Raw genomic sequence first — 15,146 nt, forward strand, 5'->3', positions numbered from 1 at the left:
CCGCTTCGCTAGCCGATACGATCGTTGCAGGACGTGCCGAGAGTCTCGACGAATCGGGGTGCCGTGATGCGGATCGCGGACATATTGCGAAACAAGGGCAACAGCATCGTCACGATCGACGCCCACACGACGGTCAACGGGTTGCTGTGCGATCTTGCCCGCCACAACATCGGAGCCATGGTGGTGGTCGACGACGACGCGGTGGTCGGCATCATCTCCGAACGCGATGTCGTTCGACGCCTGCACGAGCGTGGCCCGGACCTTCTCGGGATCCAGGTTTCCGAGGTCATGACCGCTCTGATGTACACGTGCGTTCCGGCAGACGCGGTGGACAGCATTGCCGCGATCATGACCGAGCGTCGAATCCGACATCTGCCGGTGATCGAGGACGGCAACCTCCTCGGCATCGTCAGTATCGGTGACGTGGTGAAGAGCCGCATCGACGAGCTCAAGAGCGAACGCGATCAGCTCGAGTCGTACATCGATCAGGGCTGATCGATAGGTTGTCGCACGGTGACTATTCTCGTGTGATGGCCGCATTCCAGGAATCCACAGCAGGCACGGTCACCATCGTGGCCGGCCTCGAGAGCACCTTCGCCGACGAACTCGGCGCTCTGACGGTGCCGTGGCAAGGTGCTGCCGCGCCCGACCCGCAGTTGCTCGTGCTGAACGAGCAGCTGGCTGCGTCGTTGAGATTGGACGTAGCAGCGCTGCGAAGTGTGGACGGGATCGGCGTCCTGTCCGGTTCGACGGTGCCGGTCGGGGCCACACCGGTGGCGATGGCATATGCGGGTCATCAGTTCGGTGGGTACGCACCAATTCTCGGGGACGGTCGGGCTTTGTTACTCGGCGAACTCGTCAGCATTGACGGGCAGCGAGTGGACTTGCATCTGAAGGGCTCCGGGCGCACGCCGTTCTCTCGGGGCGGCGACGGGTATGCGGTCGTAGGGCCGATGCTGCGCGAATATCTCGTCAGTGAGGCGATGAATGCCCTCGGTGTCCCCACTACGCGCGCGCTGTCGGTGGTGGCGACGGGCCGAGACGTTCGCCGCAACGGCGCAGAACCCGGTGCCGTGCTTGCACGGATCGCGTCGAGTCACCTACGCGTTGGGACCTTCGAGTTCGCGGCCCGGCAGGGCGAGGTATTGCAGCCGCTCACCGATTACGCGATTGCCCGGCACTACCCGGAGCTGACCGAACTTCCGGCAACGGGTACACACAATCGCTACCTGAAGTTCCTCGAGGCGGTGGTCGAGGCGCAGGCATCACTGGTGGCGAGGTGGATGCTCATCGGTTTCGTGCACGGGGTCATGAACACCGACAACACGACAATTTCGGGGGAGACCATCGATTACGGTCCGTGTGCCTTCCTCGACGCGTTCGATCCGGCGGCAGTGTTCAGCTCGATCGACCACGGGGGCCGCTATGCATTCGGCAATCAGCCCGCTGTACTGAAGTGGAACCTGGCGCGCTTGGCAGAAACACTGTTGCCACTGATCGATTCCACACGCGACGAAGCAATTTCCGCGGCGTCAGCAGTTCTCGAGACCTTCGACGAGCGCTACGAGGGTCACTACGCGGCCGGTCTCGCGGCAAAGCTCGGTCTGGCCCAGCCGTTTGTCGATCGGGCGCTCGTCGACGATCTGCTGACGTTGTTGGCGGAACACGGTGCTGATTGGACGGGCAGTTTCCGCGCTCTCGCCGACGAATTGCGCGGAAATTCGGTGCCTCTCGACAACCTCGTGCCACGGGAGCACATCGCGCCCTGGTTGCAGCGGTGGCAGGGAGCCCTGACCGAAAACGGACACGGGGCCGCGGAGACCGCGAGCGCGATGGATCGCGTCAACCCGCTGTACATTCCGCGTAATCATCGGCTCGATGCGGCCTTGCGCGCCGCGACCGACGGTGACCTCGCTCCCTTCGAGAAGCTGTTGGAAGTGGTCACGCACCCGTTCGGCCGACGCGACGAGTGGGCTGACTACACCGAGGCGGCTCCGCAGTCTTTCAGCGAAACATTCCAAACCTTCTGTGGCACTTGACAGACGAAGCCATCAATCCGTCAGGATGATCAATTCGCGCTCCGACGCGATTTCGACGCGCAAGCCCGCCTTCGACGCCACCCGCGCAACACCCTTGATGTCGGTCGGTTCGGCACGCGAGACCACCAGCGCACGGGCGAGCAGACCTTTGTGGTGCTTGTTGAAGTGACTGACGACAGTGCGGGTGCCGTCCGGCTTCTCGGTGAGGACCGTTGCGATCAGTGCGTCCGGAACCGGTCCGAGGTCTTGGTAGGTGCCGGACCGTAGATCGATGACAAGGCCGTCGGCTTCGGCCGCCAAGGCCTTCGGCAGTTCCGGCTTCCACAGTGAGCGGAGCGTGCCCATCCCGGGCAGCTTGGACCCGCCGGAAAGGCGGTAGGCGGGGATCAGATCTCCCGCACGGACTGCACCGAACAGAGCGGAGCCGATCGCGATCCGATCGAGAGCCTTGGCCCTCTGGGCGCGGGTGAACGACTTGGCGTCGAGGGCGTCGAAGAGCACCCCGGTGTAGCGCTGCAGCGCGGGCCGCGTCGCGGACACCCACAGCTTGGCGTTGCGTTCCACTTCGTCTGCTTGCGTCGGACCGAGCCCGAGCGCTTCGCACGACGCCTCGACGTCAGCGGCCAGATCGACCAGCGTCTGAACCAGCAATTCGCGCGTTTCGGTCAACTGTGGCATCGACAGTTCGGCCAGATCGAGGGGCGCATCCTTGCCGCCGTCGGACTTGGTTTCTGAGGGAGGCAGCAGTACAAGCACGCTGTAACCGTACCGAGGCCCGCTCGGCCGACGGCGGCGACTATCCTTACACCTCGTGATTACCCGTCTGTCCCACCTGTTCCTGCGTACCCTGCGTGACGATCCCTCGGACGCCGAAGTTGCCAGCCACAAATTGCTGGTTCGTGCCGGCTACGTGCGTCGTATCGCTCCAGGCGTCTACTCGTGGTTGCCGCTGGGATTGCGGGTGCTGCGCGAGGTTGAGCGTGTTGTCCGCGAAGAAATGAATGCCATTGGTGGGCAGGAAATTCTGCTGCCTGCTCTGCTCCCGCGCGATCCCTACGAGGCGTCGAACCGCTGGACCGAGTACGGCCCCAACCTGTTCCGCCTCAAGGACCGCAAGGGCAACGACTACATGCTCGGCCCGACCCACGAGGAGCTCTTTGCTCTGACTGTCAAGGGTGAGTACAACTCGTACAAGGACTTCCCGGTCACCCTGTACCAGGTGCAGACCAAGTACCGCGACGAAGAGCGTCCGCGTGCGGGCATTCTGCGTGGTCGCGAATTCCTCATGAAGGATTCGTACTCCTTCGACCTCAGCGACGAAGGCCTGACGGAGTCGTACCAGGCGCACCGCGGTGCCTACGAGAAGATCTTCACGCGTCTGGGCGTCAAATACGTCATCGTCTCGGCGACCTCCGGTGCGATGGGCGGCAGCGCGTCCGAGGAGTTCCTTGCCGAGAGCGAGATCGGCGAAGACACGTACGTGCGCTGCCTCGAATCCGGCTACGCCGCCAACGTCGAGGCCGTCAAGACTGTTGTTCCCGACTCGATTCCGTTCGACGGGCTACCCGAAGCGAAGGTGTACGACACCGCGAACACACCCACCATCGACACCCTCGTGGACTGGGCGAACGGTGCCGACCTCGGCCGCACCATCACCGCCGCCGACACTCTCAAGAACATCATGGTCAAGACCCGCCTGCCCGGCGGCGAGTGGGAACTGCTCGGTATCGGCATCCCCGGCGACCGTGAGGTCGACGAAAAGCGCCTCGAAGCTTCACTGGAGCCGGCCGAGTTCGTGATGATCACCGAGACCGACTTCAAGAACAACCCGTTCCTGGCCAAGGGTTACATCGGCCCGAAGGCTCTGCAGGCCAACGGTGTTCGCTACCTTGTCGACCCGCGCGTCGTCGACGGCACCAGCTGGATCACCGGCGCCGACGAAGACGGCAAGCACGTGGTCGGCCTCGTTGCCGGTCGCGACTTCACCCCTGACGGAACCATCGAAGCCGCCGAGGTTCGTGACGGCGACGCCTCTCCCGACGGAGCCGGCACGCTGGTCTCGGCTCGCGGTATCGAGATCGGGCACGTCTTCCAGCTCGGCCGCAAGTACACCGACGTCTTCACCGTCGACGTCCTCGCCGAGAACGGCAAGCCCGTCCGCCCGACCATGGGTTCGTACGGCGTCGGCGTCTCGCGCCTGGTGGCCGTCATTGCCGAGCAGCACCATGACGAGAAGGGTCTGCGCTGGCCTGCCGAGGTTTCACCGGCCGACGTCTACCTCGTCATCGCGAACAAGGACGAGACCGCGCGCGAAGGCGCCGAAGGCCTCGCCGCGCAACTCGACCGTGCCGGACTCGAAGTGATTCTCGACGACCGTAAGGCGTCGCCTGGCGTGAAGTTCAAGGACTCCGAGCTGATCGGTGTTCCGCTGATCGTTGTCGTCGGCCGTGGTTGGGCCGACGGCAAGGTCGAGATTCGCGACCGCTTCACCGGCGAGAGCCGTGAGATCGACGCCGACTCGGCGATCGAGGAGATCATCAGCGCAGTTCGCGGCTGATTCGAATAGTCGTCAGGGCCGCCGCAGCCACCTTCCGAGGTGTCTGCGGCGGCCCTTCTTTTCTGCCACAATCGTGGCTATGGAACGCGAACCGGATTGGGCAGAAGTCGACGGCTATCTCGTTTCCACGTTGGTAGGTGAAGATCCGGTTCTCGACGCGGCACTCGCCGCCAACTCCGAGGCCGGTCTCCCGCCCATCGACGTGGCGCCGAACCAGGGCAAGCTCCTCAACCTTCTGGCGCGAATGTGCTTGGCGCGCAATGTCCTCGAGATCGGAACGCTCGGCGGATACAGCACGATCTGGCTCGCTCGCGCGGTCGGCCCCTCGGGCCAGGTCATCACGCTGGAATTCGATCCCACTCATGCGGATGTCGCTCGGGCGAATATCGAGCGCGCCGGCTTGGCTGACCGTGTCGACGTCCGCGTCGGGGCCGCGCTCGACAGCCTCCCGTCGATCGCGAAGGAAGAGTTGGGACCTTTCGACTTGGTCTTCATCGACGCCGACAAGGAGAACAACACCGAGTACGTGCGGTGGGCGTTGGCCCTTTCGCATCCCGGAACCGTCATCATCGTGGACAACGTGGTGCGTGGGGGACATGTGTCCAACCCGGATATCGACGATGAGCGCGTCAAAGCGAGTCGAGCGGTGTTGGAGATGATCGCGGCCGAGCCGAAACTCGACGGCACCGCCATTCAAACCGTGGGTTCGAAGGGGTGGGACGGGTTTGCCGTTGCAGTAGTGAACGAGTGAGCGCAGACTCGAAGCGGTGAGGATGCTGGGGGCAGCAAAGGCGGCATGGCGATGGGTGCGCAGTGCTCCCGGTACCTATGTCTGGTTGCTTGCCCTGCTGTTCACCACGCTGTTCCTCCGGCATCTGCCTGACAATGTCGAGGAGCGTTTTCTCGGCAAGCGCTCGACCAATCTGCATCACCTGGCCGAAGACCCGCTACGAGTCCTGTTCTCGAGTGCCTTCTGGCTCGAAGGTGGCGGTTGGTTGGGATACCTGGTTCTCTTCACCATCTTTCATGCAACGGCTGAGCGTTGGCTCGGGACGTGGCGGTGGCTGTGTGTTGTCGTCATCGCCCACGTCGGAGCCACGTACATCAGCGAAGGTGTTCTGTACGAAGGTATTCGGCACGGATACGTGGCGGAGTCGGCGGTCAACACTCTCGACGTGGGAGTGAGCTACGGTCTGGCCGGCATCATGGGGATTCTGGTGTACCGCATCGTCGATCCGTGGCGATACGTCTATCTCGCGGGGCTGTTGCTCTTCTACGGTGTACCTCTGATTTTCGCCACCAATTTCACCGCCATCGGCCACATGTCTGCGTTGTTGCTGGGATTGGCGTGCTATCCGATCACGCGTGCTCGGGCGGGCACGTGGAATCCGATGGACCTGTGGCATTCGCGAAGAATCGCAGGTCTTCCATGAATCGCACCGCGGAAAGTTACCCGCTGGTAGTTTAGCGTCATCGACGAAAGGTAATGACGTGTCTGGCACCGATGGATTGCTCTTCAACCCCCATACTTACGACCCCGCTCAGTTCGATCCGGAGACCCGCCGTTTGCTGCGAGCCACCGTCGAATGGTTCGAGAGCCGCGGCAAGAAGCAACTGCTTCAGGACGACCTCGACGCAGTGTGGGTCTCCGACTTTCTCGAGTTCGTCGGCAAGGAGAAGTTGTTCGCGACGTTCCAGACTCCGGCGGCATTCGCCGACGGTGACGAGAACCGTCGTTGGGACGGTGCCCGCAACGCGGCCTTGAGTGAGATCTTCGGTTTCTACGGACTCGCTTACTGGTACGCCTGGCAGGTCACGATCCTCGGACTCGGACCGATCTGGATGAGTGACAACGACGCAGCGAAGAAGCGTGCAGCGCAGGAACTCGTCGACGGTGGTGTCATGGCGTTCGGCCTGTCCGAGCGTGATCACGGCGCCGACGTGTACTCCACCGACATGCTTCTCACTCCCACCGACGGCGACGTCGCCTTCCGCGCGAGCGGCGAGAAGTACTACATCGGAAACGGCAACGTAGCCGGAATGGTGTCTGTGTTCGGGCGTCGTACCGACGTCGAGGGTCCCGAAGGCTACGTGTTCTTCGTCGCCGACAGTGCACATCCGAACTATCAGCTTGTGGACAATGTCCTGCGCGGGCAAATGTACGTCAGCAATTTCCGCCTCGACGACTACCCGGTGCGCGAGGAAGACATTCTGCACACCGGCGTCGCCGCATTCGAGGCCGCGCTCAACACGGTCAACGTCGGAAAGTTCAACCTGTGCACCGGCTCCATCGGGATCACCGAACATGCGTTCTTCGAAGCAATCACTCACGCGCAGAATCGAATTCTCTACGGTAATCCGGTCACCGACTTCGCCCATGTACGCGCCGCCTTCGTCGACGCGTACTCACGTCTGATCGCGATGAAACAGTTCAGCGCGCGGGCGGTCGACTACTTCCGCAGCGCCAGCCTCGAAGACCGTCGCTACCTGCTGTTCAATCCCATGACCAAGGCCAAGGTCACCTCGGAAGGTGAAAAGGTCGTCGGGTTGCTGCACGACGTGATCGCGGCAAAGGGGTACGAGAAGTCCACGTACTTCCGTGAAGCAGCGCAGATGATCGGCACGCTGCCCAAGCTCGAGGGCACCGTCCACGTCAACGTCGGCCTGATCCTCAAGTTCTTGCCGAACTACCTGTTCAACCCCGCGGAGTTCCCGGAGATCGTCACGCGCGACGACGCAGCCGACGACGAGTTCTTCTGGAATCAGGGACCGACCCGCGGCGCTGCGAAGATCCAGTTCCACGAGTGGAAGCCCGTCTACGAGAAGCACTCTTCGATCCCGAACGTCGCTCGTTTCTACGAGCAGGCGATCGCACTCACCGAATTGCTCACTGCCGCAGCGCCGGACGCGCAGCAGCAGAAGGATCTCGATTTCATGCTCAATGTCGGGCACCTGTTCTCCCTCGTCGTCTACGGTCATCTGATTCTCGAGCAGGCCGAGATCAGCGGACTCGACGCCGACGTTGTCGATCAGATCTTCGACTTCCAGATTCGCGACTTCTCGGGATACGCGATCGCACTGCACGGAAAGCCGTCGTCGACGCCGGAGCAGCAGAAGTGGGCCTTGGCCGCAGTGCGGAAGCCTGTTGTGGACAGTGAACGCTTCGACCGGGTGTGGCAGCAGGTCAAGGCGTACGACGGTGCATACGAGATGCGCGCATGACCGCGCCGGTGGTACGTGAGCAGTTGATGGCCGTCGTGGAGGGATCCCCGAAAGCCGTCGGCGCGCATGATCGCTCGACCTGGGTTGCGCTGTTTGCCGAAGAGGGCCAGATCAACGACCCTGTAGGTTCACGTCCGCATAACGGGCAGGCGGCGATCGAGAGTTTTTACGACACGTTCATCGCCCCCAATTCGATCACCTTCCACGTCGAGCGCGATATCGTGTGCGGCCGCACAGTGTGGCGCGATCTGAGCCTCGCTACCGAGATGTCGACCGGAGTCGTCCTCGACGTGCCGATGCATTTGCGCTACGACTTGGTGGGGGAGCCCGATTCCTTGCGGATCGGAACCCTCTATGCGCATTGGGAATTGGCAACGATGCTGAGCCAGCTCGCTACCGCCGGCGTTGCCGGGGTGAAGGCTGCCGCGAAGTTGACCCCGCAGCTGCTCTCGAACCAGGGGATCGGCGGAGCGCTCGGATTCTCGCGCGGCATCTTCGGAGTCGGAGACAAAGGCAAGAAGGCGGCTTCGCGGTTCCTCGATGCGGCCGCTGTCGGTCGAACGCCGCCGGTACCCGTCGAGCTTCCGGCGGGGACGCAGTTGTCCAATGCTGACGTCAACGCTCTGCTCACCGGCGTGACCAAGAGCAAGATGCTGGTTGCCGGTCGAACTGTGACGGCGAGCGTAATCGTGTGCGGGGAACCGGCCATCGCCCTGTTCGGCTTCGAGGCGAGCGGTCATCGCCTCAATCGGGTGCGCTTCTTCACCGAGAGCTGATACCGAGAGCACTCGCATGCAGGTCAGGCTCGGCGCGCCACTCCGGCGCGCCGAGCCTTCGCTTTTCGGTGAAGTGTCAGATCGCCCCGAGATCCGCAGACAGCCAGTGCTGCGGATTCATGTAGATCGCTACCTGCTCGCCCAACTGCGATCGCGCGAATTCGAGATATCCGTCGACCTTGTCCGGGGTCAGGTATCGCCGCGAGACTTCGACCAGCATCTCGTCGGTGCCCGGAACGATCTTGTCGACGGATCCGCTGACGCTGACGTAACGGATTGTCGGATCGAGCCTTTCGGCCATCAACGAGAAATGCCCGGCCGACTCGATGAGTCGAGCCTTTCGCGAATCCTTGCCCGTGAGGATCCATGGTTTGCCACCGGGTGAATACAGGTACCAGATCGGGACGGTCAACGGACCGCGTTCGGTGCCGTCCGCTACGGACAGCGCCCCGATGTGGGGTTCGGCCAGAAACTGTTCACGCTCATTTTCGGAGAGTGCCATTCCTCGAGATTACCGCGACGTTTGACATGGCGTTGTGACTCCGTACACAATCGATGTGCTCATTATGAACATGCGTTCGCAATGCGAACAGATTTTGATCTGAACTACTGGATCTGAACCGGTAGCGAACGCCCACAAGCAGTGAATGTCGAGGATCCGATGACCGCACCGCATACGCAATCGAGTTCAATCACCGGTTCGCCTGGGGCGCGTGCCGCAATGTGGGTAGCACCGTTGTGTTGGATAGCTGTGCTTCTGGACGGATTCGATCTGGTCGTACTCGGTGCGGTCATTCCTTCACTTCTCGACTACGACGCGTGGGGATTGAGTACCGGCACGATCACGATGATCTCGACCTTCGGGCTCATCGGCATGACCATCGGCGCCCTCGTCATCGGCACTCTCACTGACGTCATCGGTCGACGCCGCGCGCTGCTGTACGCCGTTGCCGCATTCTCGATTCTGACTCTGTTGTGCGCAATTGCGCCCAATCCGTTCATCTTCGGTCTGCTGCGCTTCCTCGCCGGGGTGGGACTGGGTGGCGCCCTTCCGACGGCATTGGCTCTGGTCAACGAATTCTCGAAGAAACAAGGCGGTGGATCTGCGTCGACCATGCTGATGACCGGCTATCACGTCGGCGCCGTTGCCACCGCCGCGCTGGCGCTCGTCGTGATCGAACCTTTCGGTTGGCGAGCGATGTTCGTTGTCGGCGCACTTCCTGCCGTCGTCCTGATTCCACTCATGTTGCGGTATCTGCCGGAATCCCCGTCGTACCTTCTCGCTCACGGAAAGCGTGCCGAGGCCGAGGAAATCGCTGCCCGCTACGGTGTCGAGCTCGAGGCTGCGCCTACGTCCGAAGTTGGGCGCGCCGAAGCCGCCAATCCCGTTCGCGCACTGTTCTCTTCGAAGTTCCTGCGCAACAGCATCGCCATCTGGATCACCAGTTTCATGGGCTTGCTGCTCGTCTACGGATTGAACACGTGGCTTCCGACGATCATGCGCGAGGCCGGTTACAACCTCGGAGCCTCGTTGACGTTCCTTCTGATCCTCAATGCCGGAGCCGTCGTCGGGCTGTTGATCGCCGGGGGCGTCGCGAACAAGATCGGCCCGCGGACTGCAGCCATCGTGTGGTTCACGGGAGCAGCGTTGTTCCTGGCGCTTCTGAGTGTGAAGGTGTCGTTCGGAATCTACGTGATGGTCTTCCTCGCCGGATGCTTCGTTTTCAGTGCACAGGTACTGGTCTACGCCTTCACGAGCGCCAATCACCCACCGCAGATTCGCGCGACAGCGCTCGGATGGTCGGCGGGTGTCGGCCGGGTCGGTGCGATCTGTGGCCCGATTCTGGGCGGAGTTCTCCTGGGTGCGGGTTACGCCGTGCCGTGGGGCTTCTACGCTTTCGCGCTCGTCGGACTGCTCGGTGCAATTTCGATCTCCTGCACACGGGTTCGCATCTGAAATACCAGTTTCGCAGGTTGGCGCGCTACTGCTATCGTTGAATATGAGTATGAAGAGTAGCGCTATCGTCACGTCGCGGGCACCGCTACCGATGCCATCGTCTCGATCCGGTTTGTGGTGGGGCTTGCTCGGTGTTCTGGCGTTCTCGTTCACCGTTCCGCTCACGAGGGTCGCCGTCGCGGATCTCGACCCCCTGTTCGTCGGCGCGGGCCGCGCCGTCGTTGCCGGGGCCCTTGCGATTGTGATGCTGTCGGTTACTCGCGCGACGCTTCCGACGCTTCGGCAGTGGTTTCGCATCGCACTCGTGACCGTTGGCGCGGTACTGGGGTTTTCACTGTTCACCACGTTTGCGTTGCAGACATCGCCGGCGAGTCACGCGGCAGTCGTGATCGGACTACTTCCCGCTGCGACCGCGGTATTTGCCGTCGTCCGAGGAAAAGAGCGTCCCAGTAAGGGATTCTGGTGGGCAAGCGCCGCCGGCGCGGTATCGGTCGTAGGGTTCGTGGCCGTCGCAAACGGCGGACTCGGCTCGTTTCAGCTCGCTGATCTTCTTCTGTTCGCCGCGGTTGTGTGTGCAGCGCTGGCATATTCGGAAGGTGCGTTGCTGGCCCGCGAGATCGGGTCGTGGCAGACGATTGCCTGGGCATTGATTCTCGGACTGCCGGTCACGATTGCGTTGACGGTGGCGTCCATGGCCCAGGCTCCGGTCTCTGCCGATGTGAATTCGTGGCTTTCGTTTGCCTACCTGGGATGCGTGAGTATGTTTCTCGGGTTCTTTCCCTGGTACCGGGGTCTGGCGATCGGTCCCATTTCCACTGTGAGCCAAACACAGTTGGTTCAACCGGTACTCAGCATTGCCTGGTCGGCGCTGATACTCGGTGAGGCGTTGTCACCCTCGATCGTGGCCGGCGGCGTCGTCGTCATCGGGTGTGCCTGGCTTGCCCTGAAGGCGCGAGTGGCAGCGCCGCGTGCTGTGCCGGCACGCGACGCGACCACCGCCACCGATGATTCAGAAAAGCGGGCCGCCACCGAAGGCACTGCGGTGTGACGCAGGTTGTTTCCCGTTGGCGTCGGTGATTCCGTACTCGACGGCCGTCTCGGCGGTGATCAGTGTGTGACCGCTGCGCGCGTTCACTTCTGGATCGTTGGCCAATGCAGTGATGACTTGGCCGACGAATTCCGGGGTTTCGGCCTCGGCCAGTGAGAAGCCTTCGAAGCTCTCGATCCCACTCGCCTCCATCCGCTCGTTGCGGATCAACCCGAGCCAGAAGGAAAGTGCGGTGACGCCGGTTCCCTTCAATTCGACAGCCATGTCGGCGGCCATCTTGTCCAAACCTGCCTTTGACATCCCGTACAGGACAGAGTGCAGGTACCCGCGGGTGCCGAATGACGAGATATTGCCGATCACTCCACTGCCCCGGGGGACCATCAACTTCGCCGCTTCTACCGAAGCAACGTAGTGGGCGCGCAGTCCGATTCCGATCAGCGAATCCCAATCGTCGATCGGCCTCTTCCAGAACGGATCGGCGAAGCCGGCATAGCCCGCCGGGTTGGCCCAGACGTTGTTGACCAGAAGATCGAGGCGGCCTGACTGTTCCTCGGCGATGCGTGCAAACAGGTCGACGATCTTTTGATCGTCGGCGTGATCGCACTGCACGGCAATGCCGTGACCGCCGCGCTCGGTGATCTCCGCCGCGGTGCGATCGAGCGGGCCGTCGGCGCCGACGGTTCCTCGCGCCGTCACGTACACCGTCCAGCCGTCGCTTCCCAGTGCGAGTGCAATGCCTTTACCGACGCTCCTACTCGCGCCGGTCACGAGCGCTACTTTGCCGTTTGTCGACGTGGTCATCGGGGGCCTCCCAACGAACCCTCGGCGATTTCACTGTCGGGGGACAGGGGAGTGGTGATCGACCACGTCTCCGTGAAGTGGCATTGACTCATTTTCCACACACCGTCCTCGATTACGTATTTGTCGTCGTATTCGCCGGTCATCAACTTCTCGGTGCGTCCGACAGTGTCGACCTGGCGGAACTGCAGAGTCCATCGCCCCACCGCCGACGTCTCCGAGGTCAGTGTGATGTCGGGATGCAATCCGTGATGCATGTCGAGTACCGCGTACCGGCCGTCGACCTTGCGAAGAGCGATCTTCTCGAAGATGTCCGCCATCGGCCCGGCGTCGTCGAACGCGCCGAGACGGCCGTAGTCGATCGACGCTCCTGAACGGATGAAGCTGCTGCGGAACCGAACCGGATCCTTGGCGTCACATGCTCGCCAGTAGCCATGTTTGAGCTTCTTGATTTCCTCGATCTGTTCGAGCGCGTCGAGGCGTTGTGCGAGATCCACCGTCGGTCCTTTTCGTCTGGGTTTCCCGGAGACATGTCGGATCGACTGTAGGGTGTCCTCAGTCACATGTGTGTAGTTTTTCCCAGTGACCGGTCAGGAAACGGTGTCGGTTTCGCTCGAGGATTCGTCGCCGGTGAGAGTGATCGCAGTCGAGTCGCTGAAGACGCTGCCCCAGAGTTCGCCGAGGGCCGGATCTTCTTCGGCGTGTTCGGGTGCCATCATTGCGAGCAGATTGTTGATCAGCATGCCGTTCGCGATGAACAAGCGTGCTTGCTCGGGCGTGCAACCGGTGCGCTCACGCAGCAAGGTGTAGATGCCGGACATGGCGTTCCGGGAGACGGCGGCGACGTCGTCTGTGCTGGTTGCGAAGCCGTGCAACATGACAAGCAGCAGATCCCGGTCGAGAACCAGCTCGCCGTAGGCGGATCCGAGTTCGGCCCAGAACTGCGGATTGCTCGGATCGATTGTGACGGTGTCCAATTTGTCGTTGAAGGTGCGGACGATTTCGTCGAGCGCTCGCGTGAACACCGCGTGGAACAAATCTGCCTTGGTTCCGAACATGCGCACAACGTAGGGCTGCGAGACGCCGGCTTCCTTGGCGACGGCGTCCGTGCTGGTGCCGGAGTACCCGCCCTTTGCAAATGCCCGCGTTGCCGCGGCAAGGACCAGTGCGCGACGTTCCGGTGCGCTCATCCTGCGGGTACGTGGTTCAGCTGCACCGATCGACATATTGACACGTTATCACCGGATAGCTTAGTTTCGACTTAAGTAATCAATTGATGCCTTAAGGCACCTTCACATCGAGGAATCACGATGACCGTTTTGACGAAGTCCGGATCGGACGCCGCATCCGGGTCGGAAAACAGTGGAGGACGTAAGGTTCCGATCGCGATAGCGATGGTTGCTGCTTCTCTGCCCATGTTCATGGCTACCCTCGACAACCTCGTGATGACGAGCGCGCTGCCGGTGATCGAGAAGGAACTGAACGCGTCCGTCGGGCAGCTCCAATGGTTCATGAATGCGTACACGCTCTGCTTTGCGACGCTGATGCTTTCGGCGACGACGCTCGGCGATCGGTGGGGACGCCGCCGGATGTTCGTGTTCGGAATCGGGCTGTTCACGGCTGCATCGATCGCTTCTGCGCTGTCGACAACTCCCGCCCTGCTGATTGCGGCCCGGGCATTTCAAGGCGCGGGCGCAGCCGCGATCATGCCGCTCTCGCTGACCCTCCTCGTCGCAGCCGTACCGGAAGCCAAGCGCGCCATGGCAATCGGTGTCTGGGGTGGCGTCTCCGGACTGGGAATCGCGATGGGTCCCGTGGTCGGTGGAGCGGTAGTCGACGGGTTCTCGTGGCAGGGGATCTTCTGGATCAACGTGCCGGTTGCGATCGTTGCCGTTCCTCTCGCGTTGTATGCGTTGCGTGAATCGACCGGTCGCACACAACCTCTCGACCTTCCCGGTGTCGCACTCGCCGGACTCGGTGTGTTTCTGGCGGTGTGGGGGATCGTTCACGGCAACGACGACGGCTGGGGATCGCTTGGAGTGGTTGCGTCGTTGGTCGGTTCCGCAGTCGCGTTGGCACTGTTCGTTCTTCGCGAGATGAAGACGTCGCATCCGGTCATGCCCCTACGTCTTTTCCGTTCACGCAGCTTCTCGATGGCGAACGTCATCGGCTTGACCTTCTCGATCGGGATCTTCGGAGCGGTGTTCCTGCTGTCGCAGTACCTCCAGATCGTGATGGGCTACAGCCCGTTCCAAGCAGGCCTGCGGACGCTTCCGTGGACGGCAGCGCCGATGATCTTCGCTCCTCTCGCCGGTTTTCTGGCGCCGAAGGTCGGGCTCCGTTCACTTCTGCTGACCGGTCTGCTGCTCCAGGCCGGAGCATTGTTCTGGTTGGCCGCGTTGATCGGTCCCGACGTGACGTACGGTTCGCTGGTTCCGGCTCTACTGATGGCGGGCATCGGCATGGGCCTGACCTTCGCGCCGAGTTCCACGGCTGTCCTCGTCGACATGGATGAGCCTGATCACGGAACGGCCAGTTCGACCAACTCGACGCTTCGCGAGATCGGTGTTGCACTGGGAATCGCGGTTCTTACCGCAGTCTTCCTTGCCGCTGGTGGCGCGCTCACGCCGCTGGGCTACGGAGATGCGCTGACACCTGCCCTGCGCGTCGGCGGTTGCTTCGTATTGGTTGCGGTTGTCGCGGCATGGTTCGTGCCCTCGCATCGCAAGGCCTGAGCCACTGCTGTGCG

The 15,146-nt window shown here is 62.1% G+C and carries 15 protein-coding genes; 10 read left to right on the top strand and 5 right to left on the bottom strand.

Features of this window, described 5'->3' with window-relative positions; translation table 11 throughout:
- The first annotated feature begins 66 nt into the window (after positions 1-66).
- Together B0E55_RS22195 and B0E55_RS22200 are read left to right on the top strand one after the other, a co-directional pair.
- Positions 67-495 carry a CBS domain-containing protein gene (locus B0E55_RS22195; RefSeq protein WP_007735005.1) on the top strand — a complete coding sequence of 143 codons (429 nt, stop codon included), beginning with the start codon at positions 67-69 and terminating at the stop codon, positions 493-495.
- 35 nt (positions 496-530) lie between these two features.
- Entirely contained in the window at positions 531-2,039 is a 1,509-nt protein-coding gene (locus B0E55_RS22200; protein ID WP_198538441.1) for a protein adenylyltransferase SelO, read from the top strand.
- 12 nt (positions 2,040-2,051) lie between these two features.
- On the opposite strand, the gene yaaA is transcribed toward B0E55_RS22200, so the two are convergent.
- Positions 2,052-2,795, bottom strand: a complete 744-nt coding sequence (yaaA, locus tag B0E55_RS22205) for a peroxide stress protein YaaA (RefSeq protein WP_060939566.1) — start codon at positions 2,793-2,795, stop codon at positions 2,052-2,054.
- A gap of 55 nt (positions 2,796-2,850) precedes the next feature.
- On the opposite strand from yaaA, the gene B0E55_RS22210 reads away from it, so the two are divergent.
- The 5 genes from B0E55_RS22210 (at position 2,851) to B0E55_RS22230 (ending at position 8,594) form a co-directional block, all read left to right on the top strand.
- Positions 2,851-4,596, top strand: a complete 1,746-nt coding sequence (locus B0E55_RS22210) for a proline--tRNA ligase (RefSeq protein ID WP_020969391.1) — start codon at positions 2,851-2,853, stop codon at positions 4,594-4,596.
- Between the two features lie 79 nt (positions 4,597-4,675).
- Positions 4,676-5,347 carry an O-methyltransferase gene (locus B0E55_RS22215; protein ID WP_020969392.1) on the top strand — a complete coding sequence of 224 codons (672 nt, stop codon included), beginning with the start codon at positions 4,676-4,678 and terminating at the stop codon, positions 5,345-5,347.
- A 22-nt stretch (positions 5,348-5,369) separates the two neighbouring features.
- Positions 5,370-6,029, top strand: coding sequence for a rhomboid-like protein (locus B0E55_RS22220; protein ID WP_021343988.1), 660 nt, complete (start codon positions 5,370-5,372; stop codon positions 6,027-6,029).
- Between the two features lie 58 nt (positions 6,030-6,087).
- Positions 6,088-7,818, top strand: coding sequence for an acyl-CoA dehydrogenase family protein (locus B0E55_RS22225; RefSeq protein WP_080910481.1), 1,731 nt, complete (start codon positions 6,088-6,090; stop codon positions 7,816-7,818).
- The gene (locus tag B0E55_RS22230) at positions 7,815-8,594 is read left to right on the top strand and encodes a nuclear transport factor 2 family protein (protein ID WP_021343990.1); all 780 of its coding nucleotides are present in this window, start codon (positions 7,815-7,817) and stop codon (positions 8,592-8,594) included. Before B0E55_RS22225 ends, B0E55_RS22230 begins: the two co-directional genes overlap by 4 nt.
- Positions 8,595-8,670: 76 nt before the next feature.
- Here the strand turns inward: B0E55_RS22230 and B0E55_RS22235 are convergent, their stop codons facing one another.
- Positions 8,671-9,096: a pyridoxamine 5'-phosphate oxidase family protein gene (locus B0E55_RS22235; protein ID WP_020907428.1), complete on the bottom strand. Its 426-nt coding sequence runs from the start codon at positions 9,094-9,096 to the stop codon at positions 8,671-8,673.
- Between the two features lie 159 nt (positions 9,097-9,255).
- Here B0E55_RS22235 and B0E55_RS22240 point away from each other — a divergent pair, with 159 nt between their 5' ends.
- Both B0E55_RS22240 and B0E55_RS22245 read left to right on the top strand, forming a co-directional pair.
- On the top strand, positions 9,256-10,551 hold the full coding sequence (locus B0E55_RS22240; protein WP_070796284.1) for an MFS transporter: 1,296 nt from the start codon (positions 9,256-9,258) through the stop codon (positions 10,549-10,551).
- Positions 10,552-10,642: 91 nt separating this feature from the next.
- Positions 10,643-11,599, top strand: coding sequence for a DMT family transporter (locus B0E55_RS22245; protein ID WP_029255176.1), 957 nt, complete (start codon positions 10,643-10,645; stop codon positions 11,597-11,599).
- On the opposite strand, the gene B0E55_RS22250 is transcribed toward B0E55_RS22245, so the two are convergent.
- From B0E55_RS22250 to B0E55_RS22260, 3 genes are all read right to left on the bottom strand, one after another.
- Positions 11,561-12,400 (bottom strand): SDR family NAD(P)-dependent oxidoreductase, encoded by an 840-nt coding sequence (locus B0E55_RS22250; protein WP_070386732.1) that lies wholly within the window; start codon positions 12,398-12,400, stop codon positions 11,561-11,563. The genes B0E55_RS22245 and B0E55_RS22250 overlap by 39 nt on opposite strands.
- Entirely contained in the window at positions 12,397-12,894 is a 498-nt protein-coding gene (locus B0E55_RS22255) for a nuclear transport factor 2 family protein (RefSeq protein ID WP_046378422.1), read from the bottom strand. The genes B0E55_RS22250 and B0E55_RS22255 overlap by 4 nt, the downstream gene beginning before the upstream one ends.
- Positions 12,895-12,987: 93 nt before the next feature.
- Positions 12,988-13,623 carry a TetR/AcrR family transcriptional regulator gene (locus B0E55_RS22260; protein WP_021333000.1) on the bottom strand — a complete coding sequence of 212 codons (636 nt, stop codon included), beginning with the start codon at positions 13,621-13,623 and terminating at the stop codon, positions 12,988-12,990.
- A gap of 84 nt (positions 13,624-13,707) precedes the next feature.
- Here B0E55_RS22260 and B0E55_RS22265 point away from each other — a divergent pair, with 84 nt between their 5' ends.
- Positions 13,708-15,132 carry an MFS transporter gene (locus tag B0E55_RS22265; RefSeq protein WP_020969398.1) on the top strand — a complete coding sequence of 475 codons (1,425 nt, stop codon included), beginning with the start codon at positions 13,708-13,710 and terminating at the stop codon, positions 15,130-15,132.
- Positions 15,133-15,146: the final 14 nt, after the last annotated feature.

Origin of the sequence: Rhodococcus sp. 66b, assembly GCF_002076325.1 — a bacterium.
GTDB classification, from domain to species: domain Bacteria; phylum Actinomycetota; class Actinomycetes; order Mycobacteriales; family Mycobacteriaceae; genus Rhodococcus_F; species Rhodococcus_F erythropolis.